Source organism: Candidatus Fukatsuia anoeciicola, from assembly GCF_964059965.1.
Lineage (GTDB): Bacteria > Pseudomonadota > Gammaproteobacteria > Enterobacterales > Enterobacteriaceae > Fukatsuia > Fukatsuia anoeciicola.
In genome coordinates, this window is the sequence record NZ_OZ060923.1 from 996,984 (window position 1) to 1,022,864 (window position 25,881).

A 25,881-nucleotide genomic window follows, 5' to 3' on the forward strand; every position below is an offset into this window, starting at 1 on the left:
AAACTAATGGTTAATCGTACTATTATAGGTTTTGATTTTGGTACTAAAAATATTGGTGTTGCTATTGGTCAAGAAATTATTGGTACAGCGACAGGTTTAACTACATTTAAGGCACAAGAAGGTATTCCTAATTGGCAGCAAATTAAAAAATTATTACAAGAATGGCAACCGGATTTAGTAGTAGTAGGATTACCATTAAATATGGATGGAACAGAACAACCATTAACTAGAAAAGCACGCAGATTTACTAACTGTCTACATGAGAGATTTAGTATAAAAGTTATTTTACATGATGAAAGGTTAAGTACGATAGAAGCACGATCTTATTTATTTACAAATAATGGTTATCGTGCACTAAATAAAAAACGTATAAATGCTGTTTCGGCAGCTTGTATTTTAGAGAGTTGGTTTAAACAGCAAATATCGTAACACTTAATCCTAATATTCTTGTGGTTAAGAATATTAATATAATAAAAATTATAATGATAACTATATCTTATTTTTGATACTATATTTTTATTCTTAATTATAAATATAATAAGAAATTTATTTATTTCCATACTAATGTTTAAAATAATTAGATCTTTAATTTATGTAATAAAAAACTTTTAATTTTTGGCAAAATATCTTATTTGTTATTGTATTAAAATTATTTTTTTAATTATTAAAATAGTTTCTATTGTTTACTTTTTAATAATTATTAGAATAAATAAAATAATTTAGATTAAAATTTAATATAATTATGTTAATTTATAGTATAGAAATTAGATAGATAGTTGCTTTTAATGTAGTCTTATAAAAATAAAATATATAACTGATATTAGTATCAGTGATTATCTAGGAATAATTAGTAATTATTTTACTTATACCTAATACGTTTTATATTCATTAGAGAAAAAATATTAGTATATCAGCGCATTTTATGGAGATGATCTTATAATCATATACTAATATGATATTTTTAGACTAAATAAAGGAATATTTAAGATTTTAATAAAAAAATTATATAGGTTTAACATGTAACCTAAGTATAACATAAAAAATTAAAGTAAAATATTTTGTAACTATTTATATTATAAGAGCTTAAAACTAAACTATTACTAGTAAACTAATTTAATTATTAGATGATAATATATCACAAGTTCTATCCTTTAAATAAAAATATTAAATATATTATATTATACTAAGTTATATGTAAAATAAATAGGACTTTAATAATATACATTTTAATTACATTAAAACTTTATTACTCGTTATGCACGATCAATAAATTAGATGGATTATTTAGACTTAAGCTTACAAAAATATCTTTTATTATATTTAATAAATTTCATAATATGTTTCTAGCAACTAATTAATTTATTTAAGTACTACTAATATTATAGTTTATGTTAAATAAAAAAAATTTTACTTAATAAACTTTCTATAGTTATAATTTAATAGAATCATGCTAACTATTTAAAATTATAATAGATGCATGATATAAACAAAACAGATGTCAGGATAAACCCTAGTAATATTACCATGATCTATCCAATAAAAAATAATACAATTGCTATTTTTTATGACTAAAATATCATAATGTTTATTAAATAAGTTATAATAATTGCTTTATATATCTAAGTACCTATATCTAATATATATACTTATAAATACTACTTAAATTAGATGCTATAATATCTAGAAATCTATATAAGAACTTATACCTTTAAAATATTTTTAATTAAAGAATTAATAACTGTACGATTAATGCCAGATTAGTTTACTTCTAAAACTCTTATCTTAATGATATTGATATCAGTAGCAGTACAACTAAAGTAATTATTATTTTATTTAATAATGTAATTTATTTTTCTTTAGTACGTATTAATGGTAATCGTTTTAATAAAGTTATTATTAATTATGCACGTAGTAATTATAGTTTCTTGATTAATAAAGAAAAAATCAAATGTATTAAGTATGATATGAATTTATATTACTCTAATTAATAAGCGTTAAAAATTAAAGTAAATGGTCATAATTTTACCTAAAGGGATACTTAGTATTTTTACTTTAAATTCCAATAAAATTCTTAAAAATTTACAGGAAATATTAATTAATATTAAAAATTTAATACTAATTAAGATAAATATTATTTTATTATAATTAGTATGAAGTTTTTAAGCATAATATGAGTATTTACCAGTAATAATATCTATTATATATTTATATTTTTTATTTAAAAAAGAACCAAGGATTACTGTTATAAGTTGCTATAGATCTAATAACTTCTGTTACTTATAATGGTAATAAGATACTAGAAATGATAGATATCTATGGTAGCAATTTTTTTATTAATAAATAATAGATATTATCATAAGAAGTAAATATAAAATATTATTAGACGCGAACTTATATAGCACCTTAACTAAAACCCTTTCTATTTTTTACCAATAAATTACATCTATATTAGATAACCTTTTTAAAATAACAATAATAAAATAGTAAATCAAACCTAAAATAGTATATTAAGTTAAGATTTATTGCTTAATAATATTGACTTATAACCACTAAAATAATTTAAATATAATAATACTTACTTGCATGAATCACTGACTTATATTCTACATTAGAATGAATATAAAATAGTAGCATAAATAATATATAATAGTACTAATTTCTATAGTAATCAAATTATTATTAATATAAGTAGAATAATAGTACTTATATTATTTAACTCGTTATTAGCAATTAAGAAATATTAGTCAGATAATAATAATTATTAGTAAATTAATAATTTACATAATATTTTTTTAAAAACTACTTACTCATTATTAATTCAAGTCTTATGTAATAATATTATAGTGATCACCATAGAAAAATAGTTATAATTATAATTTAGTATCGTAGTATGTATTAAGTAATACTAATATCTATATTAATAATATAAAAAAATTATTATAGTAATATATCATTGGTGCTAGATATTATCTAGCAGATAGTAAATTACTTTTAAATAGCTAATAAAAAAATGAAATTAAAGCATTTATAGCTAGAAAAAATATAATATTTCATAATTACAAACAAAATATTGTAAAATAATTATTTTAATAATAAATATACTATTAATTTAAAATAATATAATGCCATGAATTCCTTGCAATAAATATGGTTTTAAATATTTAATCATATTTATTATTAGCAATAATCTTATAGATTTATGCTTAGCTTAAACAATATATATGTTTTACTTTCTTAGTTAGCTCTAGCATTGATTTATTTAGTAATAATATTATTATATCAGATTTATAAGAAAATTATATAACTACTAAATTATTAATTAATATTACTGTATATGAAACATAAGTAGCTTATATCAATAATGGTATTATATAAGAAATTTATATTAAGCATAGGGTTAAAAGTATAGTAGATAACATTTATAAAGATTTTGTTAGTTGAGTATTATCAGAAATATAGTTAGTTTTTAATAATATTAATTTAGAGAAAATAGCACAGTAAATCTAATGCATTTTTTCAAAAATTATTACTTAAATAACGTATTCTATGCGATTTTGTTACTATGAAAATTAATCGTATTTAAGTTAATTTTAAATTAATATACAATCTTTTAATAAAATTTACTACTAAATATATTATTATGATATGATTAAAATTAGAGTATTATACAGCAATTAACTTATTTTGCTTATCATAATATTAAAAATGAAACTAAATATTCATTAATATAACTACTATTAATATAATAGCAGTATCTTTATGTGGCAACGTAATCTTAATAAAACTATTTTTAGTACTAATATTGATTTTATCAATATGAAAAGCCAAAATAATTGCCAAGATATTATAAGTTTTAAAATAATTTTAAGTAAATATTATACAAAAACTATCTTTAATAGTATTTCACAGCTAAGACTAGTACAATTATTTATAAACATATACATGAAAGTATTGAATATGTTTTATATTACTATTATCTAAACTATTATGGTTGCGGCAGAATTAAATTTCTAGAAATAGTATCTTATAAAATTTTATATGAAATTACATGTTTCTATTATAATTATCCTGCAAATGATCTTCTAGTTTATACCTCTATACTATAAGTGATATATTAAAAAACAGATAGTTTAATATACCACTAATAATAGAAACTATAACTAATAAATTAATAAATACAGGATAAAATTGCTTTATTATCAAGAGTAATTTATTTATATATAAATGATAAATGTTCTATTTTAATTTAGTACTATATTAGAAAAGTCCTAATATTTAATAGCATACTTAATAGTTATTAATCTAACATAACTTTTGTATAACCTGTTGAATTCTATGTTACTTAATATTCATGGTTCTCATATATTTATATATATATTTATCATGTATCATATTAGTATAATTTTACAAAAATACAATTAAGAGTAATTAAAATATGAGCCTCACTTTTGTTAGTGAGCAGCTGCTTGCTGCTCATAAATTAAATCATCAAGATTTATTTTTAGTACTTGAACAATTAAATCAACGAAATATTAACTATGCTGATCTTTATTTTCAATCGTGCTATTACGAGGCTTGGGTAATTGAAGATAATATTATTAAAGATAGTTCTTATCATATTAACCAAGGTATTGGAGTGCGAGCAATTAGTGGTGAAAAAACTGGATTTGCCTATACAGATCAAATAACCCTTAATGCATTGAAGCAAAGCGCACAAGCAGCACGTAGTATTGTTAGTGATAATAGTAATAGTAAAGTTCATCAGTTAAAAGAAATTATTTATTGTCAGCGTTACCCATTATTAAATCCACTAGAAAGCTTATCACCTAAAGATAAAATTGCTTTGCTACACCATGTGGATAAAATTGCTCGCAAGGAAGATCATCGAGTGCAGGAAGTTAGTGCTAGTCTAGTTGGAGTTTATGAATTAATTTTAGTTGCTGCTACTGATGGCACACTGGCTGCAGATGTACGACCATTAGTACGTTTATCAGTAAGTGTATTGATTGAAGAAAATGGTAAACGAGAACGTGGTACTAGTGGTGGTGGTGGTCGTTGTAGTTATGATTATTTTTTTGAATCAATTGATGGCGAAATACGTGCTGATTTTTTTGCTAAAGAGGCTGTTAGGATAGCTCTAGTTAATCTTTCGGCTATTGCAGCTCCAGCAGGAACAATGCCAGTAATCTTAGGTTCAAGTTGGCCAGGTATACTATTACATGAAGCAGTAGGACATGGTTTAGAAGGTGACTTTAATCGTCGTGGTAATTCAGTATTTAGTGGCCAAATAGGAAAACTTGTTGCCTCTCCTTGTTGTACAATAGTTGATGATGGCACCTTAACAAATCGTCGTGGCTCACTATCTATAGATGATGAAGGTGTTCCTGGTCAATATAATATTCTTATTGAAAATGGTATTTTAAAGGGTTATATGCAGGATAAGCTGAATGCACGTTTAATGGGTGTAGCACCAACAGGTAATGGTCGTCGTGAATCCTATGCTCACTTACCAATGCCACGAATGACAAATACTTATATGTTAGCTGGTAAATCAACACCAGAAGAAATTATTACCAGCGTAAATTATGGTTTGTATGCACCAAATTTCAGTGGTGGTCAGGTAGATATTACTTCGGGAAAATTTGTATTTTCAACCTCAGAAGCGTATCTAATTAAGGATGGGCGTATTACTGATGCCGTAAAAGGTGCAACTTTGATTGGTTCTGGCATTGAGGTAATGAAACAGATTTCAATGGTTGGTAATGATCTAGCTTTAGATAAAGGCGTTGGTATCTGTGGTAAAGAAGGGCAAAGTGTGCCAGTAAGTGTTGGGCAACCTACATTAAAATTAGATAATTTAACAGTCGGAGGTACAGTCTAAATTAATTAATTAGTCAATAATAAAGTATTTATACGAAGAGATCGAATAAAAATATAGATATAAATAATTTAATAGGTAACATGTATTTATTAAATATTATACTTATAGACTAGGATAACTTATTTAAAATAATTTTAATTTTTTAAGATAATTTAATCATAAGTTATTCCTATCGTCAGATAAGAATAGCTAATTAAAAATTTGGTGGGTCGTGCAGGATTTGAACCTGCGACCAATTGATTAAAAGTCAACTGCTCTACCAACTGAGCTAACGACCCAAAAAGATATTTTGGTGGGCGATACCAGATTTGAACTGATGACCCTCTCCTTGTAAGGGAGATGCTCTACCAACTGAGCTAATCGCCCTATTATACTGTCAGGATTATATTATAAGGATAGTTATAAGTGAGTCAACATTTTTAAAACAAAAACTATTCTTAATAACAAATTAGTTATCATATTGCAACGTTATTATTAATTAGTATCTACAAATATGTGACAAATAATAGTAATATTAAGTAATTAAAATAAAATAGTAGAATATTAACTAATTCTATTTAAGATAAGTCAGTATGCACTGATAGAACGTAGCGTAATAAGGCATCTAAATGAAAATTAAAACTCGTTTTGCTCCTAGTCCTACTGGCTACTTACATGTAGGTAGTGTCCGCACAGCACTATATTCTTGGTTATTATCTCGTCATTTAGATGGTAAATTTGTATTAAGGATTGAGGATACTGATAAAAAACGCTCAACTCAAGAAGCTATTGATATAATTACTGATAGCATGAATTGGTTGGGTTTAGATTGGAATGAAGGCCCATATTTGCAAACTAAACGCTTTGATCGTTATAATAGCATGATTAATCAGATGTTAGAAAACGGTAAAGCCTATCGGTGCTATTGCTCTAAGAAGCGCCTTGAAGCATTACGTATAGCGCAAATAGCTAAAGGAGAAAAACCACGTTACGATAACTATTGTCGTAATAATCAGCATAATTTAGAACAATGTTCAGTAGTACGTTTCCGTAACCCACAAGAAGGATCTGTTATTTTTAAAGATGAAATTCGCGGATTAATTAAAGTTAGTAATTCGGAATTAGATGATTTAATTATTCGTCGTAGTGACGGCTCTCCTACTTATAACTTTTGTGTCGTTATTGATGACTTAGATATGGAAATTACCCACGTAGTTCGTGGCGAAGATCATATTAACAATACTCCACGTCAAATTAATATTCTAAACGCTTTAAAGGCTCCAATACCTAAATACGCTCATTTATCAATGATTCTAGGAAGTGATGGTAAAAAATTATCAAAACGTCACGGTGCTATTAGCGTTATGCAATACCGTGATGATGGATATTTACCAGAAGCTTTACTAAACTACTTAGTACGTTTAGGATGGTCTCATAATGACCAAGAAATTTTTTCTCTAGAACAAATGAAAACATTATTTACATTTAATGCTATTAGTAAATCTGCAAGCGCATTTAATAATGAAAAATTACTATGGTTAAATCATTATTATATTAATCATCTTCCACCAGAAAATATCGCAACTTATCTCTCTTGGCATATAAAAAAACAAGGTATTAACACTAGTAATGGACCATCATTAGTTGAAATTATTAAGTTGCTTGGTAAACGCTGTAAAACATTGAAAGAAATGGCTAGCTTTTGCCGCTATTTTTATGAAGAATTTAAGGAATTTGATGCAGATATGGCAAAAAAATATTTACGTCCATTAGATCGCAAACCATTAGAAATACTACGTACTAAATTATCTTTAATTTCTGAATGGAATGTAGAAAATATTCACCAGGTACTAAAAAATATTACAATAACATCTGGTATTGGTATGAGACAAATTATGATGCCACTGCGTGTGGCAGTTACAGGAGGTGGTCAGTCTCCTTCAATAGACATAACTGTTTATACTATTGGTCAGCAACGGACACTTACTCGTATAGATAGAGCCCTAAAATTTATTACTACACATAATATTTAATGATTAATACTTGTATATTATAACACCTATTATAATTAATAAGCTTTTTAAGATACTTTATAAAAATAGATAAAATACTTATTATTATTTTATACATAATAAATACTATATAAATTTATTATAAAAATGAATAATAACTATTAATACTACCTAATAGTTATCACTTAAAATAATTATATTAAACGATACCTGTTATGATTAAAAGTCTATTACATATTAAATATAATTTAATTTATTTTAACTATCATATAAATAGTATTTTTATGTTAAAAAACATTAGTATTTATAATACTAAAGTTTATTTTTATATCTACACATGCTTATAAAATACTAATAAATAAGTAATTTTAATATTGTGCAAGATTAAAATTACTTTAATATTATATTTTAAATTATAAAATTTCTAATATGCAGTTATAGTACTTTCTATGATTTTTTTCTAGCTATTTATAATGGTTTTAAATAGGTTTTAGATTCATTCAGAAATTTTTTAAATAATATAAATCTAATTTCTTTTTGATACTCAAGATTAAAAGTTAATCTAACTATTGATACTATCTTAGTATTATTATATATTATGAGTGGTTTAAAATATTTAATATATTTATATTTGTGGGGCTATAGCTCAGCAGGAAGAGCACTTGCATGGCATGTAAGAGGTCGACGGTTCAACCCCGTCTAGCTCCACCAAAAGCTTTAATAACCTAAAATAAATAAAGTCCATATAAAATTACAGATTAATAAAGAAATTAATTAAAATTTACTAATATTTAGTTAAATATTACATTAAAAATATGATATTATATCATTTTTAGTAGTAATTGCTACACTAATTAATATACTCGTATTTATTATAAGTTTTTAAATTATACTTCAAATAAAAATTTTTCTTATTTTACTTATTTAACTAGATGGATCCACAATTATGTAATTTTAATAGTACTCATGTTAATAGTTTATATTCTATACTGCTTTAATTTTCTTTATAATTTAATTAATTTACTCTAAAGTAATTAAAAATAAATTAGTACTATTATTTATTTAATAGATAAATGCTATGTAATATCTTAATTCTATTCTATAAATTATAAATTATAAATTATTATCATAATTAAGTAAGGCTATATAGCATTAATTATTATTAAACAATACTAACATAAGAATATTAGATAATATAAATTCTATAAACTTGTAATTATATTTACTTTAATAAATAGATAAATATTTTTAATTAAGTGTTTTATATAATTTTATATTTATATAATTAATAGAAGCTTGTATATTTCTAATTTTCTAACTAAGATACATATAATTATATTATTAACTTAAAATTTATATTATACATAAACTACATCAAAATACTAAAAAGTATCTATCGTAGCTTATATATTAATAAGTTATAATAGAAACTTTGTAACCTAATTTACATGAAATTATAAAAAAATAAAAAATTAACATTACATTATTATAAAATTATTTATATTTAATATAGAAGGTACTATACGAAAAACATCTATGATTAAATGTTCAATTATATAGTAGCTTATTAAATAGTAATGTACTAATAGCATTTTATGCTAAGTATATTATTAATAATAATAAAATATTAAATACTGTATGACTAATATTTTATTATTTAAATATTTGTACTAAGAATAAAATAATAAGATAGGTTCTCTTAGAATAGTATTTCTATATTTTAAATATAGAGGCATCAAAAACAATATTCTTACCTAAGATATACAAGAGTACTAAGTATATGTTTTTGACAATAGTAATAGTAATAGATAATTACATTATCTCTACTAAACATAAAATAGTATAATACTTAATTAAATTAATTTAATTGCTATTTTATAAAATAAGCATTTTATTACAATTTAAATTTAGATTTAAATTACAATAAAGAGTAATATATACTGATTAAGTGCATAATCACGTTAGTATTTATTTATTAAAGATAAAAATTAAATTAATATTTTTGCATATTCCTTTTATTTTGTATATTTAATAATAAATTAATTAAAACTTTTTATTTTTATAGTAAATCTATACCTAATAATACTAAAAACTAAAATAATTTAACTATAAATTATAATTTAATTTAATTTAACTTAAAAATAATTTTATATTAATAGTAGAATTTCGTTTTTTACTATTTTTAATATGTCTTATTGCTTTCTTTTAAGGAATATAGAATAGTAAGTATTGCTAATAAAGATTTATAATAAGTCTAATAAATACTGTAGATAATATTTTGCTAGTGTATACTGTATTAATATGTATTTATTATAATAAATTAAAAAATTATCATGCTTCAAGGTATATTATATATTATTTCTGCTCCTAGTGGTACGGGTAAGTCAAGCCTACTTCAAACTTTATTAAAAACAGTACCATCTCAAGATAATAATGACAATAACCCTATTAAGGTGCCTAGTTTACAGTTATCTGTTTCATATACCACAAGAACCAAGCGTCCTGCAGAAAAAGATGGTGAAGATTACTTTTTTATATCTAAAAAAGAATTTTATAAAATGATTAATGAAGGTGAATTTCTTGAATGGGCTAATGTTTTTGGTTATTATTACGGTACTTCACGCAAAATTGTTGAAAATAAGTTGTCGTTAGGAATTGATGTTTTTTTAGATATTGATTGGCAGGGCGGAAAAAAAGTTCGCTCTAATAAACCAGCAACTCGTAGTATTTTTATACTACCACCTTCAAAAAAAGCATTAAATTGCCGGTTACAAAATCGCGCTCAGGATAGTGAAGAAGTTATTAAAAAACGTATGGCGCAAGCTATTACTGAGATGAGCCACTTTGTGGAATATGATTATTTAATTATTAATGATCAATTTGAGCAAGCATTATTAGATCTTAAAATGATTATTTACGCTGAAAGATTATGTTTAGGTCGTCAAAAACAACAATATAATGACTTAATTAATCAATTACTAGAAAATTAATCACTATTTTAGTGAATTACTTATAAAATCATAATTTGTTATATGAAGTTAAGAAGACTGTAATACAGACTATTTAGTCTGTATATAAATATACGAAGATTATTAATATTATGCAATATTAAATTTATATCATGCAGTAGGTTATATGAAAAGTTTTGTTAGACTAGAATAGAACTCTATTGTCAACGTAATAAATTTTAAACTAACTCTAGTTAATTTATGTTAGAATTTTTTTATTTTTTTAATATTACACTTTTGGTTTATAGACTAAAATTATAGCACACGTGATTATTTAAGATACTATAGAAAAAATTAGAAACCGTTTTAATTTAGTATTAGTTATTACTTAGAGTATATTAATTACAAACTAGTAATAAAAAGAATAAGTTATTAAGGAAAATAATGAAATTATAATGATTTCACTACGTAAAATCAAAGCAAAAGTTAGGATACGATCCTATTTTATATCTATTTAAAAGCCTAAATTTATTAATTTAGCATTATTTATTAGAAAAATAAAACTAATATCTTAAGCAAATATATTTGTTACATATGACATTTATAAAGATAAATACATTCTAATAGTAAACCTTATATTATCACTTTATTATGATAGTCTATATTATAGTGAAATATATCTTAATTATACATCCTTAAAATAATTATAGTAATAATATAATATCCGTATTAATTTAATTAAATTAGCCGATTGTATATATAATATGTAGTCTTTAGTTTTATTAAACTCTAATAATAGCTAGTATATTAGCTATAAATTCTTAAAGTTTATAACTTACTCTTATATAGACTAAGAATTAATTAGTTAAAAACTAAGCCATAATAATTAAGTTTTGAGATATTATGTTTTAACTGTATTAAATTATAAATAAGTTGTTAAAACTATTCATGGTAATCCTAAGGTATAATCAAAAAAATCTTATAAAAATAAAAGGTATTTAGCTAAGGATAGTATCATTTATCGAACCTATAGAAATAAAAATACCTTTATCCTATTTACTATAAGATAAATTTAAAAAGTAATGCTTTCATTTTATTATGGATACTTATAATTTTTATATTATAATAAAAGAATTAATATTATTACCATAGATAAGGCTAGATTAATAATCTATATAAATTAGAACTTGGAAAAATATTATATTCTCTTTAATTAACTTTCATATTTACCTGTTAAAGTGTAAATTTGTATAGAAAATATAAATCAGATAGCTAAGATAGGATCTATGCATTATAGATATATAAAATCCTATTGCCACATCAAAGATTAAGAGCTATGAAGTAAAAAATAGATTTAGTAGTATTATCTAAATCTACACTCAAAGTTAAGTATAAAGTTTCTTATAGTTAATAAAATATCAGTAATTCATTAAAATTTATTAAAAATGTTAAATATAATCTGATTCCTAATAAAATTTATATTTTTATATCTAAAAGACAGATTTAAAAATAGCAATTATTAAAAATATAAAGGATAGTCTTATCAATATTAGTGTACTAGGCAATTAAAAAATCACTAATTAAAAACGTAAATAATATATTCATTAATTTCATAAAATATTATTAAATTATTCTAGGTAATTATATTATAAGCTATATTAGCCAGATAAAAGTTTTAGTTATTTATCGTAAATCTTATTATAATATTTATAATTATTAAAATAAATTTAAAAATTTATAGGAATTAAGTAACATAAAGATAGCAAATAATAATTTATTATTAAAATTAAAGTTAAAATATTTAATTAATACAGTATGTGAATTAATTTAATAGCATTATTAATGCTACTTAATCTAATATTTAAAGGATAAATATTAAAAAATGTAATTTTATTTATATTTTATTTATTTTAAGATCTATAACTATGTTTATTTAATAATATCATGCATAAAATTTGCATTATCCCTAACGTAATTAAAGTTAGTGGTAATCATAATAAACCTGGCAAACTATGGAGTTTTTAAATGAAAGGCCATTTGCTAGATACTACACCACTTCATTTACTTTCTAGAGTTAGCGTAAATCAACTGGCCAAATTAGCTAGAATGGGTTTAAAAACTATTCAGGATCTATTATTACATTTACCGATTCGCTATGAAGATCGTAGCCATCTTTATCAAATTTCTGATCTCCTTCCAGGTATGTTTGTAACTATTACTGGCAAAATAATAGGTTCTAAAATCAGTTATGGTCGCCGTTCTATATTAACAATTCAGCTTAGTGATAATAGCGGCATCATTACTCTGCGCTTTTTTAACTTTAATACTTCAATGAAAATTAGTCTATCAGATGGTAAGCAAATTATTGTTTATGGTGAAGTTAAACAGGGAAAGTATGGAATAGAAATTATTCACCCAGAGTACCGTGCTTATAATAAAAATATAGGTATCATATTAAATAATAGATTAATACCTATTTATTCTAGTATTGAGGGAATGCATCAGGCTACCTTACGTAAGATTATTAATCAGGCACTTAATTTATTAATTAATGCTAATATCCCTGAATTATTACCGGATGAATATAACAATACAGATTTTAGTTTGCCAGAAGCTATATATATACTGCATAATCCTCCTGCTAATATTGAGCAAACTACTTTAGATAAATGGCAACATCCAGCACAGTATCGTCTAATTTTAGAAGAACTTTTAGCGTATAATCTTAACATGTTAGCTATAAGATCAATAACTAGGAATTATCGGGCTCACTCCTTACTTTTATCTCGGCAATCTAATTACACCTTAAAAAAACGTTTTCTAACAGCTCTACCATTTAAACTTACTTGTGCACAACAACGTGTCGTTGTTGAAATTGAGCAAGATTTAGCACAAGATTTTCCGATGATGAGACTAATACAAGGTGATGTAGGATCCGGCAAAACATTAGTAGCTGCGTTAGCAGCATTATATGCTATTACTTATGGTAAACAAGTTGCTCTAATGGCTCCTACTGAATTGTTAGCAGAGCAACATACAGAAACTTTCCGGCAATGGTTTGAGCCACTTGGGTTATCTATTAGTTGTTTAACGGGAAAGAAAAAAGATAAAGCACGTTTAACTCAGCAGGAAGCAATAGCAAAAGGACAAATCTCTATGGTGATTGGTACTCATGCTATTTTTCAAGAACAAATACATTTTTTTGGATTAGCATTAGTTATTATTGATGAACAACATAGGTTTGGGGTTCATCAGCGTTTAGCATTATGGAAAAAAGGAAAAACACAAAGTTTTTATCCTCATCAATTAATTATGACAGCAACACCTATTCCACGTACACTCGCGATGACCGCCTATGCTAATTTAGATGCATCAATAATTGATGAATTGCCACCAGGTAGAAGTCCCGTTACTACTGTTGTAATTCCTAATACTCGTCGTGGTGATATTATTCAACGAATTAAATATATGTGTTTAAAAGAAGGACGACAAGCATACTGGATCTGTACTTTAATTGAAAAATCAGAGGCATTAGGGGCACAGGCCGCACAAGAGACTTATATAGAGCTACAAGCTACACTTGTAGATGTCAGTATTGGTTTAATACATGGTCGCATGAAAGCACAGAAAAAACAGGTTATTATGAAAGCTTTTAAACAAGGGTTTTTACAATTATTAGTTGCAACAACAGTAATTGAAGTAGGTGTTGATGTACCTAATGCTAGTCTAATAATAATTGATAATTCAGAACGTCTTGGTTTAGCACAATTACATCAATTACGTGGAAGAGTAGGACGTGGAAACATCGCATCACATTGTGTATTGTTATATAAAATACCACTTAATAAAATAGCACAAAAACGCTTGCAAGTATTACGTAACAGTAATAATGGTTTTGTTGTTGCTCAAAAAGATTTAGAAATACGCGGTCCTGGTGAGTTATTTGGTACCCGGCAAACTGGTAGTACAAAATTTAAAGTTGCTGATTTACTAAGAGATCAAGCATTATTGCCAATTGTACAAAATCTTGCCTCTAACATGCACCTACGATATCCTAAGCAATCAAAAGCATTAATTCAGAGATGGTTACCTGAGCGTGAATGCTATACTAATGTTTAAATAATCCTATTTTAAAAATATAAATATGAACAGTAATAAATAAATTTTAATAACTAATCTATAGTAATACAAACAAAAAAATACCGACTATAGAAATAAGAAGAATAATCTATAGAAATAACTAGAAAAATAAAATGATGGATGGACCAAATAATTAGTAATAACTTATATATTAATAATAACTTTTAGCATTATTCCTATATTAGATTATAGTATCTTGCTACTAAATTTATAATATTTTATTTTTTATTTATCGCATGATGAACAATAAATAAAAAATAAAATATTATCACTAAGATTAATATTAAAATAATAATCAACATGGACATAATAAATAATACTAGTCCCTGCTAGACTAACACATCGCAATTAAATACCTAGTAAAAAAACTAATAGTTAATAGTTTATTACTTAAAGTAATATAAGGTAACATTAATAAATTATTTATAAATAAAAGTAAGCAATTTAAACACTAAATTTTATAACTTAATAGTAATAAAATTATTTAAAAATAAATAATTTATAATAATCGTAATATCTATAGCATTTAGTTAATAGTTTACTCTAAATAATCATTAGTGTTATATATCTACTAAATAGTATAATTAATTTTACTAGTAAGAACATTAGTAAATCGAACTCTATTATTTTGCTAACACACTTAATAAAGCTTTACATAAATAATAGCTTGCAATAATAAAAATAAAATTATTAGTAATCTATTATCATAGTATAAACTGATAAAATTAGCATCTAAATCGATAGTAATAAAAAATATTAACATGAAAGAATTTATTAATTTAAAAAATTATCTAACTATCAATTAATTATACAGTAATAGTAATACTGCTATAAATAATTATCTATTATAGACAAGAATAGTATCTTTTTAGAAAAAACAGATTTTTATTAGTGTTTGGTTAAGTAATAAAACTATTGTAGTTATAGCTAATGTATTATAGATATCAGGATAAAATTTTTTAATACTTTATAATACTCTATCAATTAATATTATATAAAAATTTATGTCATACTCAGGAAACAAACAAACTTAATTACCTATTTCTTAATTATAATTTTATAAACATTAAGATTATTTAATCATATTAGGTTTAAAAATATCTACTCTTAATGTAAGAACATATCACATTATAGTTTTGCTCTAGCTAAACGGATGCTCACAATAAACTTCTAATTTTTGGTATTTTATATGGTTGATCCACATTTTATTCATTTGCATGTGCATAGTGATTATTCTATGATTGATGGATTATCTAAAGTTAGTTTACTAGTAAAACAAGCAGCAATTTTAGAAATGCCAGCTTTAGCTATTACTGACTTTACTAACTTATGCGGTTTAGTAAAGTTTTATAGGAATGCTCATGCTGCTGGTATAAAACCTATTATTGGTGCTGATTTTTACCTACGAAACAAACTCTTAGGTAATGAACTTGCTCAATTAACTTTACTAGCGCGTAATAATCAAGGGTATAAAAATCTAACCTTACTAATCTCTAATGCTTATCAACGTGGTTATGGCATAAATGGTCCTATCATTGATCGTGAGTGGTTAATTACACATCATAAAGGACTAATCCTACTATCAGGTGGTCGTAGTGGCGATGTTGGTAAATTTATGCTACGCGATAATCACGTACAGATGCAGCAATGTATTGAATTTTACAAAAAGTATTTTGATAATAATTATTATCTAGAGCTAGTTCGTACTGGTCGAGCCGATGAAGAGCAGTATCTGTCTGGTGCATTAATATTATCTAATAAATATGGATTACCGGTAGTAGCAACGAATGATGTCCGTTTTATTAATCAGGCTGATTTTGATACACATGAAATCCGCGTAGCAATCCATAATGGTTTTGTATTAGGGGATACTAAACGACCACAAAATTATAGTAAGCAACAGTTTATGCGCGACGAAGCGCAAATGTGTCAATTATTTGCTGATATCCCTGAAGCACTCACCAATACTGTTGAAATTGCTAAACGCTGTAATGTAACCTTACGTCTTGGGGAATATTTTTTGCCTCAGTTTCCAACTGGTGCAATGAATACTGAAGATTTTTTAATAAAAAATTCTAAGCAAGGATTAGAAGAGCGTTTAATCTTTCTTTTTCCAAATTCTAGTGTTCGATTACAACAACGACCAAAATATGATGAGCGTCTTGATACAGAACTTAAAGTAATTAACCAAATGGGTTTTCCTGGTTATTTTTTGATTGTTATGGAATTTATAAAATGGTCAAAAGATAACCATATCCCTGTAGGACCAGGACGAGGTTCTGGTGCAGGTTCTTTAGTTGCTTATGCGCTTAATATAACTGACATCAATCCATTAGCTTTTGATTTATTATTTGAACGTTTTTTAAATCCTGAACGTATTTCAATGCCTGATTTTGATATTGATTTCTGTATGGAAAAACGTGATCTAGTTATTGACCACGTAACAGAGATGTATGGTCGTGATGCAGTTTCGCAGGTTATTACTTTTGGCACTATGACTGCCAAAGCAGTTATCCGTGATGTTGGTCGGGTGCTTGGGCATCCTTATAGTTTTATTGATCGTATTGCAAAATTAATCCCACTTGATCCTAATATGACATTAGAAAAAGCCTTTAAAACAGAACCACAGTTAATAGAAACATATCAGGCAGATGAAGAAGTAAAAACATTAATTGATATGGCACGAAAGTTAGAAGGTGTAATCCGTAATGTAGGCAAGCATGCAGGTGGTGTCGTAATAGCACCTACTAAAATTACTGATTTTGCGCCGATTTATTGTGATACAGAAGGTAAAAATCCTGTTACTCAGTTTGATAAAAATGATGTTGAATATGCTGGATTAGTAAAGTTTGACTTCCTAGGTTTACGCACTCTAACAGTTATTAACTTTGCATTAGAAATGATTAATGCACAACGTAATAGTACAGGATTAGATCCTATTGATATTGCTGCTATTCCACTTAATGATAAAAAAAGTTTTACTCTATTGCAACGCGCGGAAACTACAGCAGTATTTCAGCTTGAATCCAAAGGAATGAAAGATTTAATCAAACGTTTAAAGCCTGACTGTTTTGAAGATATTATTGCTTTAGTAGCGCTATTCCGTCCTGGTCCGTTACAATCTGGCATGGTAGATAACTTTATTAATCGTAAACATGGACGTGAAGCATTATCTTATCCTGATATTCAATGGCAACATAAATTACTCAAGCCAGTGTTAAAATCAACCTATGGCATTATTCTTTATCAGGAACAAGTAATGAAGATTGCTCAAGTTTTATCTGGTTACTCACTTGGCGGTGCAGATGTATTACGACGCGCTATGGGTAAGAAAGATCTATTTGATATGGCTAAGCAGCGTTCTACTTTTGTAGATGGTGCAAAAAACAATGGAATTAATAGTAAATTAGCAATTAAGATTTTTGATTTAGTAGAGAAATTTTCTGGTTATGGTTTTAATAAATCGCATTCAGCAGCTTATGCATTAGTTTCTTATCAAACTTTATGGTTAAAAACACATTATCCTGCTGAATTTATGGCTGCAGCAATGACTGCTGACATGGATAATACAGATAAATTAGTTGGATTAGTTGATGAATGCCAGCGTATAGGACTTAAGATTTTACCTCCAAATATCAATAATGGATTTTATCATTTTCATGTTAATAATAAAGCTGAAATTCTTTATGGTCTTGGTGCGATTAAAGGTGTAGGTGCAGTGCCGATTACTATGATCCTTAAAGCCCGTAAGTTACAAGGTCATTTTGCAGATCTCTTTGATTTTTGTGTACATATAGATACTAAAAAATTAAATCGACGAATTTTAGAAAAGTTAATCATTTCTGGTGCTTTTGATCCTTTAGGGCCACATCGTGCAGCATTAATGCATTACTTAGATACCGCACTTAAAACAGCTAATCAACATGTTAAAGCAGAAGAAACTAGACAGGTAGATATGTTTGGTGTTTTAACTGAGATATCACAAAAAGCTAAAGAATCTTATGCCAAAATAACACCTTGGTCAGAACAAGAAATTCTAAATGGTGAGCAAGAAACATTAGGGTTATATTTAACCGGGCATCCCATTACGCAATATTTAGTGGAGTTAAAACATTATGTAAATTCATGTTTGAAAGATGTGCAAGCAATGGATTCTGGAAAAATAACTACAGTAGCAGGTTTAGTGATTACAACACGTATTATAACTACTAAACGCGGCAACCGTATTGGTTCTTTTACACTTGATGATCGCTCAGGACGTTTAGAAGTAATGCTCTTTACTAATGTTTTAGAAAAATATCAACATTTATTAGAAAAAAACCATATTCTTATTGTTACTGGACAAGTCAGTTTTGATGATTTTAATGGCGGCCTTAAAATAATTGCACGCAAATTAATGAATATAAATGATGCACGTAAAAAATATGTTAGTAGTCTTGCTATAGCATTAACTTCTCAACAAATTAATGATCAACTCTTAAACCAGCTTCGAGAGATTCTTGAGTCATATCGATCAGGAATAATTCCAGTATATCTCTATTACCAACAAGTTAATGCATGCGCTAGGCTCCGCTTTGGAGAAATGTGGCGGATAACACCAACAGAAAGTTTATTAATTAAACTACGTAATTTATTAGGTAACGCACAGGTAGAATTAGAATTTGACTAAATAGGAATATTATAAATATGTATTTTCTTGATTTTGAACAGCAAATTGCTGAATTAGAAGCAAAAATTGATGCTTTAACAACATTTAACCACCAAGATAAAAAATTACAAATTAATCTAGATGAAGAAGTACAACGTTTACGAAATAAAAGCGCAAAATTAACAAAAGAGATTTTTGAAGGTCTTAGTGCTTGGCAAATAGTGCAATTAGCACGCCATCCTTGTCGTCCTTATACACTAGATTATATTATTAAAATATTTACTAATTTCGATGAACTAAAAGGTGATCGTGTTTATGCTGATGATAAAGCTATCGTCGGAGGTATAGCTCGTTTAGATGGACGTCCAGTGATGATTATTGGTCACCAAAAAGGTCGTGAAACTAAAGAAAAAATTCACCGTAATTTCGGTATGCCAGCACCAGAAGGTTATCGTAAAGCACTACGTTTAATGGAAATAGCACAACGTTTTAAACTACCTATTATTACTTTTATTGACACACCAGGTGCCTATCCTGGCGTAGGAGCGGAGGAGCGTGGTCAATCAGAAGCTATTGCTCGTAATTTACGTGAAATGTCACGTTTCAAAGTACCTATTATTTGCACTATTATTGGCGAAGGAGGATCAGGCGGAGCGCTTGCTATTTCTGTTGGCGATCGAATAAATATGTTAGAATATAGTATTTATTCTGTTATTTCTCCTGAAGGTTGCGCTTCTATTCTATGGAAAAGTGCAGATAAAGCACCATCAGCCGCTGAAGCTATGGGAATTACAGCTCAGCGATTAAAAGAATTAAAGATGATTGATGCTGTAGTAGCCGAACCATTAGGTGGGGCACATCGTGATATTGTAGCAATTTCCAAATCATTGAAAAAACGCCTATTAGCTGATTTAACTGATCTAGATACATTTACTGAAGATAAATTACTTGAAGAGCGCTATAAACGTTTAATGAACTATGGTTATTGTTAAATTAATATAAGTAACTAAAAAATATATGCAACAAATAAATAAAGAAGCAATTCTATTACAGCATGTTGAAAAACAATTAGCTGGATACACTAATTTATTAGTTGGTTTTAGTGGTGGTTTAGATTCTACTGTATTACTCCATATACTTACGCAAATACGTGATAGCAAACACTCAGCATTTTATCTCAGAGCAATTCATATTAATCATAGACTTAGTCAAGATGCAGATTCCTGGGTAAAACATTGCGAATATCAATGTAAACAATGGAGAATTTCGCTAATAATAGTACCAGTGCAAATAGATGTTCGTAACCATGGTATTGAAGGCGCTGCTCGAGTTGCGCGTTATCAGGTGTTTACTAAGCATCTAGCTACTAAAGAAATATTACTTACAGCTCAACATCAGGATGATCAATGTGAAACATTTCTATTAGCATTAAAACGTGGTAGTGGCCCAGCTGGTTTATCATCAATGGCTCGATTGACGACTCTAATAAAAAACCAGCTATTACGACCTTTATTAACTTATTCTCGAGCAGATTTAGTAAGTTATGCGCAAAAACATCAATTATACTACGTAGAGGATAAAAGTAATCAGAATACTCGTTTTGATCGTAACTTTCTACGATTGCAAATTTTACCTTTATTGCAACAACGCTGGCCATATTTTGCTCAAGCTACAGCGCGTAGTGCTAGGCTTTGTGCAGAACAAGAACAATTACTTTATGAATTACTTACTCCTATATTAGATAAATTACAATATTCTGATGGCTCTTTATCTACTAAGGAGTTATTCTACTTCTCAGAAGTAAAACGTAATGCTTTATTGCGTCATTGGTTATTTAGGCAGGGTGTTACTATGCCTACTTATAAGCAGTTACAACAACTATGGAAAGAAGTAATATTAGCACGAGTAGATGCTAACCCACATTTACAATATGGTCAATATCAACTACGACGTTTTCGCCAACGTCTCTATCTATTAACATCAAAAATAGAAATTCTAAAACAAATATTATTATGGCCTATAAAAAAAAAATTAACTATTGAGCACCCAAGCTATTTAGTCATTAAAAATATAACTATACAAAAGACAAGTATTGAAGATTTAGTGTTACCTGCTAACTTAGGTATACTAAAACTATTAGCTGCTGGTGGGCAACAAATACGCATGCCAACATCAGATGAAATTGTTAGCATTCGTTTTGGTTTACAGGGAAAAGTAAAGATTCTCGGTCGCCATTATTCGCTACAAAGTAAAAAATTATGGCAAGAACTAAATGTACCACCATGGGAACGCAACAGAATACCACTATTGTATTTTAATGAGCGATTAATAGCTGCTATTGATATGTTTATTACGCAAGAAGGACAAATAAAAACTGGAGAACAGGGATGGCATTTGCATTGGATTAAAAATTAACAATAGATTTTTTATGATCTAAAGTAACTAAATCTTTACCAACTAATTGTAATTGATACATTTTATAATAACGTCCTTGTTGAGCAAGCAATTGTTGATGTTTTCCTTGTTCTACTGTAATTCCATGATGTAAAACTAAAATATTATCAGCATCAATAATAGTTGATAGACGGTGGGCAATAACTACTAGTGTAGTTTTTTGGCGAATTAATTGCAATGCATATTGAATAGCTTGCTCAGTGTCAGAATCAATATTTGCAGTAGCTTCATCTAAAATTAGTATTTGTGGCACTTGTACTAAAGTGCGTGCTAAAGCTAATAATTGTTTTTCACCAACAGAAAGTGAGTTACCTTTTTCACCTAATTGTGCATATAATTTTTGTGGTAACTTACGTACTTTATGAGCTAATTGCACGACTTCTAAAACTTCCCATACTTGCTGTTCACTAATATTACGCCCTAAAGCAATATTAGCAAAAAAAGAATCAGCAAGGATAACAGGATCTTGCGCTACTAAAGCAATACCAGTACGTAAAACACGATGAGATAATTTAACTAAGGGTCGATTATCTAATAAAATTTCTCCTTGTAGTAATGGATAATACCCCATAAGTAAGTTAGCAAGGGTGCTTTTACCACTGCCAGTATGACCCGCTAACGCAATAAACCCATGTGACGGAACAAAAAACGAAATGTTACTTAGTACTTTTTTATCTGAATGATAAGCAAACGTAACATTATTCATTTGAATGCTTCCCCCAGTCATCAAGCTATCATCAGTACCATAACTTTGCTGTACTTGATCCATTAGATTAAAAATGCGCTCTCCTGCTACTACTGCTTGCTGCATAATTGATTGTTGAGCAGTTAATCCAATTAATGGTTCATGTAAGCGGCTAAGATAACTAATAAAAGCATAAAAAACACCTACACCCACTGAACCTGGTAGACTAAAGCTAAATAATAGTAATAGACTACAAAGTACTAATGCAGAGAATAAATTCAGTAAAGGACGTAATAAAAAACTTTCTAAATGCAACATCCGTATGCGCGCTAAATAATGCTCATTACTAATTACTGCTATACGTTTAGCAAAACGAGTTTGTTGGCGAAACTGCTGAATAATTGTCATGCCACCTATCACTTCATTAAAACTATCATTAATAGTAGCTAGGTGGGCACGGATAAGACGTACTACAGGAGTGCTATAATACTGATAAATTATCATAACTGCTAAAACAGCAGGAAAAATCGCTATTGATATCAATGCCATTCGCCAATCAAGACTAAACATCGCTAGTAGCATTGATCCAATCAGAGCAGTACTTTTTATTATATTAGAAATCACAATAACATATAAATCTTTAATAATCTCTGTGTCATTAGTGACACGTGAGATAATTTGTCCTACTGGTTGGTTATCAAAAATATTCAATGGCTGATGTAATGTTACATCCATTACTTCAATACGTAAACGTTGAACTACTCCTAATGCCGTCTTATTAAATAATAATGTCTGAAAATAATGTAAAATTGTTGCTAATAACTGTAATATTATATAAATAAGTACTAATCCAATAACTAATTTAAGAGATAAATAACCATTAGTAATAATATGATCAATAAAGTAGCTAATTAACATTGGCGCTATAACTTCTGCTGCTGCGGCGATCCATAGTATAAATACTGCTAATAGTAGTGATTTACGATAACTAGCTCCATAAGATAATAATCGTTTTAATGTTGGCCAAAAGTATTCTATTTTATTCATTTTTATTTGCTATATAGTTTAATTTTTGATCACTTATCTTAATCTAATTGTGTTTTGATTTGCTGATAATAATACATTTTTCGATACCAACCTAGTTGGTTAAGTAAAACATGGTGACAACCGCGTTGTATTACTCGACCTTGTTGCAATACTAAAATTTCATTAGCTTTAGTTAATACGGATAATCGATGAGCACTAATAATAACTGTGCGATCCTGTTCCCAACATCGTAGATTTTTTAAAATTTGATGTTCAGTTTGTCCATCTACAGCGGAAAGCGCATCATCTAAGATTAGAATTTCTGTATTTAATAAAAGTGCGCGTGCAATCGCGATACGTTGTTTTTGCCCCCCAGATAACATTACACCACGCTCACCTACTTCTGTTAAATAGCCGCGAGGTAAATGTAAAATATCCTCATGCATACTTACTAAACGAGCAACTTGTTCAATTTGTTGTTGTGTTGCTCCTGGTTGACTAAAAGCAATATTAGCAGAAATAGTATCAGAAAATAAAAATGGTACTTGACCTACAACTGCAAGACGAGCACGCCAATCATCTAATAGAATCTTTGTTAAAGATATTCCTTGGTAGCAAATTTGTCCTTCGTTAATATTAAAATGCCGTTGTATTAACGCTAATAAAGTGCTCTTACCAGAACCTATTGGTCCGCATAATCCTAACATTTGGCCTGGTTCAAGTTTTAATACAATATCTTGTAATGCTGGTTGGTGGTGATTAATAGGATTATCATTTTTAAAACAAACATTATTATCAGGATTATCCTGATAATAATGTTGATTACGCGGATAATAAAAGCAGCGAATATTAATGTTTAAAGTAGCAGACTCAGTTTTTAATGAATAATAACCATCTGTTACCACAGGAACCTCTGCTAACAAGTTATAAATACGAGAATAAGCAGCACTACCTCTTTCAACAATATTAAACATCCACGCTAATGATAGCATTGGCCAAATCATCAAACCTAAATACATCATAAAACCAGTTAATTGACCTAAGGTAATACTTCCATGTATTATCATCCAACTACCACCTCCTATTGCTAATAAATTAGCTAGACTAATAGTGATGTAAATAGTAGGCTCATAACGAGCATCAATTTTAGCTACTGACATATTTATGACACTAGTTTTAGCGACAACCTGAGAAAATTGATTTAATTGGTGTTTTTCTAGACCAAAAGCTTTAATCATTCGAATACTACTTAAAATTTCTTGTGTTTTATTATTTAAAGCTGAAAAAGCCCCTTGAGCTAATTTAAAATGTTGATGAAGTTGGCTGCCATAATATTGAAGTAAAATTACCATTATAGGCATTGGAAATAGTGAAAATAATGTGAGTTGCCAGCTAATTTGTTTGCTCATTGCAATTAAAACAGCACATCCCATAACTATTGAATCAATTAGTATCTGCACCCCTTCTCCTGCAGCAAAAACTACGCGATCAACATCATTAGTAGCACGTGCTATTAAATCTCCAGTACGATGATGTAAATAAAAACCCTGACTTTGACAACTTAGTTGATGATATAATTGCGTACGTAGCTCAACAGCTAGCTTATATGAGGCACTAAAAAGCAAAATACGCCAGAGATAGCATAAAAAATAAAGGATAAGTGCAATAATTAATATAACACTGATCCAAACTAAGAACATATTCTTAGACATCTGTTGACTAATAATACCATCAACAATAATTGAAACTAGTTTAGGGGGTAATAATTGCAAAATAGCGACCATAATTAAGAGTGCTACTGCACCTAAATAACGACGCCACTCTCGACGAAAATACCAACCGAGCTGAATAAACAATCTCACTTCTATTTTAGTCCTTAATGAATAAAAACATAGCTCTACCCATTTTTATTAGTCTTTTATTCATAAAGATAAATTAACATTATTGCTGGATAATTGAAACATAACATATAATATTATAAAAATATCAAATCTATTTAGTCTTAAATAAAAAATAATAGATATAAAATAAATATAAAATAGATATAAGATAAAAAGCAACGAAGAACTTTATAATTATATTGCTATCTAGATATAATCTATTAAAAA

At 27.3% G+C, this 25,881-nt stretch carries 11 protein-coding genes and 3 tRNA genes; 10 read left to right on the forward strand and 4 right to left on the reverse strand.

The annotated features are described in order from the left end of the window. The first annotated feature begins 6 nt into the window (after nt 1-6). From ruvX to tldD, 3 genes are all read left to right on the forward strand, one after another. Complete coding sequence (gene ruvX / locus AB4W73_RS03160) at nt 7-429, forward strand: Holliday junction resolvase RuvX (protein ID WP_367680386.1); 423 nt, start codon at nt 7-9, stop codon at nt 427-429. Between the two features lie 1,367 nt (nt 430-1,796). Further along, nucleotides 1,797-1,988 carry a rod shape-determining protein gene (locus AB4W73_RS03165; RefSeq protein ID WP_367680774.1) on the forward strand — a complete coding sequence of 64 codons (192 nt, stop codon included), beginning with the start codon at nt 1,797-1,799 and terminating at the stop codon, nt 1,986-1,988. A 2,447-nt stretch (nt 1,989-4,435) separates the two neighbouring features. After that, a complete protein-coding gene (tldD, locus tag AB4W73_RS03170; RefSeq protein WP_367680387.1) occupies nt 4,436-5,881 on the forward strand; it encodes a metalloprotease TldD in 1,446 nt (481 codons plus the stop codon). Between the two features lie 202 nt (nt 5,882-6,083). Here tldD and AB4W73_RS03175 read toward each other — a convergent pair. After that, a tRNA-Lys gene (locus tag AB4W73_RS03175) sits at nt 6,084-6,159 on the reverse strand. Nucleotides 6,160-6,171: 12 nt separating this feature from the next. Further along, nucleotides 6,172-6,247: transfer RNA gene (locus tag AB4W73_RS03180), tRNA-Val, on the reverse strand. 242 nt (nt 6,248-6,489) lie between these two features. Between AB4W73_RS03180 and gltX the strand changes: the two genes are divergently transcribed. The 7 genes from gltX to tilS all read left to right on the forward strand — a co-directional run bounded on the left by gltX (nt 6,490) and on the right by tilS (nt 22,023). Next, the gene (gene gltX, locus AB4W73_RS03185; RefSeq protein ID WP_367680388.1) at nt 6,490-7,893 is read left to right on the forward strand and encodes a glutamate--tRNA ligase; all 1,404 of its coding nucleotides are present in this window, start codon (nt 6,490-6,492) and stop codon (nt 7,891-7,893) included. 614 nt (nt 7,894-8,507) lie between these two features. After that, nucleotides 8,508-8,583: transfer RNA gene (locus AB4W73_RS03190), tRNA-Ala, on the forward strand. Between the two features lie 1,622 nt (nt 8,584-10,205). Continuing rightward, the gene (gmk, locus tag AB4W73_RS03195; RefSeq protein ID WP_367680389.1) at nt 10,206-10,862 is read left to right on the forward strand and encodes a guanylate kinase; all 657 of its coding nucleotides are present in this window, start codon (nt 10,206-10,208) and stop codon (nt 10,860-10,862) included. A gap of 1,983 nt (nt 10,863-12,845) precedes the next feature. Continuing rightward, nucleotides 12,846-14,939, forward strand: coding sequence for an ATP-dependent DNA helicase RecG (gene recG / locus AB4W73_RS03200; protein ID WP_367680390.1), 2,094 nt, complete (start codon nt 12,846-12,848; stop codon nt 14,937-14,939). Between the two features lie 1,210 nt (nt 14,940-16,149). Beyond that, nucleotides 16,150-19,629 carry a DNA polymerase III subunit alpha gene (dnaE, locus tag AB4W73_RS03205; RefSeq protein ID WP_367680391.1) on the forward strand — a complete coding sequence of 1,160 codons (3,480 nt, stop codon included), beginning with the start codon at nt 16,150-16,152 and terminating at the stop codon, nt 19,627-19,629. An 11-nt stretch (nt 19,630-19,640) separates the two neighbouring features. Further along, nucleotides 19,641-20,600, forward strand: a complete 960-nt coding sequence (accA, locus tag AB4W73_RS03210) for an acetyl-CoA carboxylase carboxyl transferase subunit alpha (protein ID WP_367680775.1) — start codon at nt 19,641-19,643, stop codon at nt 20,598-20,600. Between the two features lie 25 nt (nt 20,601-20,625). Next, nucleotides 20,626-22,023 carry a tRNA lysidine(34) synthetase TilS gene (tilS, locus tag AB4W73_RS03215; protein ID WP_367680392.1) on the forward strand — a complete coding sequence of 466 codons (1,398 nt, stop codon included), beginning with the start codon at nt 20,626-20,628 and terminating at the stop codon, nt 22,021-22,023. Here tilS and AB4W73_RS03220 read toward each other — a convergent pair. Together AB4W73_RS03220 and AB4W73_RS03225 are read right to left on the reverse strand one after the other, a co-directional pair. After that, nucleotides 22,013-23,794 carry a SmdB family multidrug efflux ABC transporter permease/ATP-binding protein gene (locus tag AB4W73_RS03220; protein ID WP_367680393.1) on the reverse strand — a complete coding sequence of 594 codons (1,782 nt, stop codon included), beginning with the start codon at nt 23,792-23,794 and terminating at the stop codon, nt 22,013-22,015. The genes tilS and AB4W73_RS03220 overlap by 11 nt on opposite strands. A gap of 38 nt (nt 23,795-23,832) precedes the next feature. Then, the gene (locus tag AB4W73_RS03225; RefSeq protein ID WP_367680394.1) at nt 23,833-25,635 is read right to left on the reverse strand and encodes an ABC transporter transmembrane domain-containing protein; all 1,803 of its coding nucleotides are present in this window, start codon (nt 25,633-25,635) and stop codon (nt 23,833-23,835) included. Between the last annotated feature and the right edge of the window lie 246 nt (nt 25,636-25,881).

What these genes read in the sequence shown, in the direction of transcription:
- ruvX (WP_367680386.1), top strand. Translation starts at nt 7, where the DNA reads ATGGTTAATCGTACTATTATAGGTTTTGATTTTGGTACTAAAAATATT.
- tldD (WP_367680387.1), top strand. Translation starts at nt 4,436, where the DNA reads ATGAGCCTCACTTTTGTTAGTGAGCAGCTGCTTGCTGCTCATAAATTA.
- gltX (WP_367680388.1), top strand. Translation starts at nt 6,490, where the DNA reads ATGAAAATTAAAACTCGTTTTGCTCCTAGTCCTACTGGCTACTTACAT.
- gmk (WP_367680389.1), top strand. Translation starts at nt 10,206, where the DNA reads ATGCTTCAAGGTATATTATATATTATTTCTGCTCCTAGTGGTACGGGT.
- recG (WP_367680390.1), top strand. Translation starts at nt 12,846, where the DNA reads ATGAAAGGCCATTTGCTAGATACTACACCACTTCATTTACTTTCTAGA.
- dnaE (WP_367680391.1), top strand. Translation starts at nt 16,150, where the DNA reads ATGGTTGATCCACATTTTATTCATTTGCATGTGCATAGTGATTATTCT.
- tilS (WP_367680392.1), top strand. Translation starts at nt 20,626, where the DNA reads ATGCAACAAATAAATAAAGAAGCAATTCTATTACAGCATGTTGAAAAA.
- AB4W73_RS03220 (WP_367680393.1), bottom strand. Translation starts at nt 23,794, where the DNA reads ATGAATAAAATAGAATACTTTTGGCCAACATTAAAACGATTATTATCT.